Below are 2587 nucleotides of genomic sequence, written 5' to 3' on the forward strand. Positions count from 1 at the left end.
ACTAAATTATGTTGAAAAACAGCTTTTCCCTCTCTTAAAATCTCACATTCCATTGTTGTTGAAATAGTTAATTCTAAGTTAGTTCCACAAAAGAAAAGTTTATCTCCTCTTGTTTCAATGAAAACATATGAAATTATAGGTCTTATTTTATTTTCATTGATAGCCTTTTCAACTATTTTTATTTTCTTTAAAAAATCTAATCTATCTACTTTTAAAATCAATTTTGCCTCCTTGCTTTTAATAGTAATAGTTCCCTTTTAGTAACTCACTATAACGCATTCTTAATTTTTCTAGAGTTTTTTGTTCAATCTGTCTAACTCTTTCTCTTGTAATACTAAAACTTTGTCCGATATCTTCTAAAGTATGAATCTGATTTCCATCAAATCCAAATCTTAATTTTAAAATTTGTTTTTCTCTTTCACTTAATTTATTTAGAATTTCATTAATTTGAACTCTACTAATTTTACTAAGAACAGATTCCTCTAAACTATGCTTACTATCCTCTGCTATTGTATCTTCTAAATAAATATCCTCTCCTATTGGAGCGTTAAGTGATATTGTATCTTGAAATTCTACCATTAATCCTTCAACTTTTTCATAAGAAGAACCTGTTCCCAAAGATATCTCCTCTATACTCGGATATTCTCCAACTCTCATAATATAATCCATAATAAACTTATTAGTTTTATTTAACAAGTCATACTTATAAGATGGAATTCTTATTTCTCTACCTTTGCTAATAATAGCTTTATTTATAGCTTGTTTAATCCACCAAACTGCATAAGTAGAAAATCTATATCCCTTTTCCAAGTCAAATTTTTCTATAGCATGAATAAGTCCAAAGTTCCCTTCACTTATCAAATCTATAAATCCCATTCCCTTATTTATATACCCCTTTGCTACATTTACTACTAATCTTAGGTTACATAAAATTAAACGTTCCCTTGCTTCTACATTCCCATTTTGGGCTTTTAATAACAATTCACATTCTTCATCTCTATTTAACACTTCGTATTCTCTTATGTCCTCTAAATAAAATGAAACCAAATCTCTCTCCCTCATACACACCCCATGTTTTCTTTAGTCATCTTTTTTTAAATTCTTTAATTATTCCGTGTTGAATATTCTATTCATTTTTAATAAAATTCCTCTTTTAACTCTCTTGTCATAAGACCTTTAACTTTCTCTTTCGTATCTGCACCTTTATAAATAATCTCATAAATTGCTTCAACTATAGGCATACTAATTCCAAGTTCTATTTTTTTATTATATACAGCTTTTACAGTTGCTACCCCTTCTGCAACCATTACCATACTTTTTAAAATATCTTGAATATTTTCCCCTTTACCTAATCTCTCTCCAACAAATCTATTTCTACTATGCTTACTTGCACATGTAACTATTAAATCTCCTATCCCTGTAAGTCCTGAAAAAGTTAGTTCATTAGCTCCTAATACTTTTCCAAATCTTATCATTTCAGCTATTCCTCTAGTTATAAGTGCTGCCTTTGCATTATCACCATAACCTAATCCATCTGCTATTCCTGCACCTATAGCTAAACAGTTTTTAACTGCTCCACCTAATTCAACTCCAGCTATATCTTCACTTATATATACTCTAAAGTTTTCAGTGTTAAATAACTCTTGAACTTTTTTAGCATTTTCTCTATCTCCTGCTGCAACTATAGTACTAGGTAACTCTTGGGCAACCTCTTCAGCATGAGTAGGTCCTGATAATACAATTATATTTTTATGATATTTACCTTTAATTTCATCTTTCATTACATTAGAAAGTGTCTCTCCAGTTAATACTTCTATTCCTTTAGCTGTATTTATCATTAACATATCTTCACATATCTGCGGAGATACTCTTTCCATTACCCCTCTTAGTACTTGTGAAGGAACAGAAAATACAACATATTTAACTTCATCTAAAAGACCCTCTAATTTTGATGTTACTTTCAATTTTTCAGGAAATTTTATTCCAGGTAAAAGTCTCTTATTTTCTTTTTCTAAACTAAGTTTCTCTGCAATCTCTGCATTATGTTCCCATAAAGTAACGTCATGACCTTTTTTAGCTAGAACCATTCCCAAAGCTGTTCCCCAACTTCCTGCTCCAATTATAACTACTTTTTCCATTTAATTTATCTCCTTACTTTAAATTAAATTTATTCTCTTTTCCTTCCATTAATCTACCTATATTAGCTTTATGCTTATAAATAACAAATATTCCCACAATTAATGATATTCCTACTAATGGAAATCTTGCAGTTACATCTCTCACTGGTAAAAAAAATGCTAATATTGGAAGTAATGCTGAACATATAATAGATGCTAGAGATATATATCCACTTATAGCTACAACAACTATAAATACTATTATCAATACTAATATTACATGTGGCATTAAAAAGAGAAATACTCCTAAACTTGTTGCTACACCTTTTCCACCTTTAAATTTTAAAAAGAATGAAAAACTGTGCCCTAATATTGCTACTAATCCCAATATAACTAGATATACTCCATCCACTCCGAAAACACTTGCTAAGTATAAAGGAATGTACCCTTTTAAAGAGATCGGAAGAGCG

Annotated in this window: 3 protein-coding genes and 1 pseudogene; all 4 read right to left on the reverse strand. The window is 29.7% G+C overall.

Annotated features, from left to right (window positions below; all coding sequences use genetic code 11):
• Positions 1-221, reverse strand: a pseudogene (locus Q0V09_RS10565) (DNA polymerase III subunit beta); the annotation flags it as partial.
• Between the two features lie 16 nt (positions 222-237).
• Positions 238-1062, reverse strand: coding sequence for an RNA polymerase sigma factor RpoD/SigA (locus tag Q0V09_RS10570; RefSeq protein WP_297489399.1), 825 nt, complete (start codon positions 1060-1062; stop codon positions 238-240).
• A gap of 74 nt (positions 1063-1136) precedes the next feature.
• Positions 1137-2138 (reverse strand): NAD(P)H-dependent glycerol-3-phosphate dehydrogenase, encoded by a 1002-nt coding sequence (locus Q0V09_RS10575; RefSeq protein WP_297407539.1) that lies wholly within the window; start codon positions 2136-2138, stop codon positions 1137-1139.
• Between the two features lie 13 nt (positions 2139-2151).
• Positions 2152-2587: glycerol-3-phosphate acyltransferase (locus Q0V09_RS10580; protein WP_297489403.1), on the reverse strand; the 436-nt coding region annotated here is incomplete at its 5' end.

It is taken from the genome of uncultured Cetobacterium sp. (assembly GCF_947039425.1).
In the GTDB taxonomy this organism is placed as follows: Bacteria; Fusobacteriota; Fusobacteriia; order Fusobacteriales; family Fusobacteriaceae; genus Cetobacterium_A.

Excerpts from the sequence above, each read along its gene's own strand:
- Q0V09_RS10575 (WP_297407539.1), bottom strand. The coding sequence starts at position 2,138 with ATGGAAAAAGTAGTTATAATTGGAGCAGGAAGTTGGGGAACAGCTTTG.
- Q0V09_RS10570 (WP_297489399.1), bottom strand. The coding sequence starts at position 1,062 with ATGAGGGAGAGAGATTTGGTTTCATTTTATTTAGAGGACATAAGAGAA.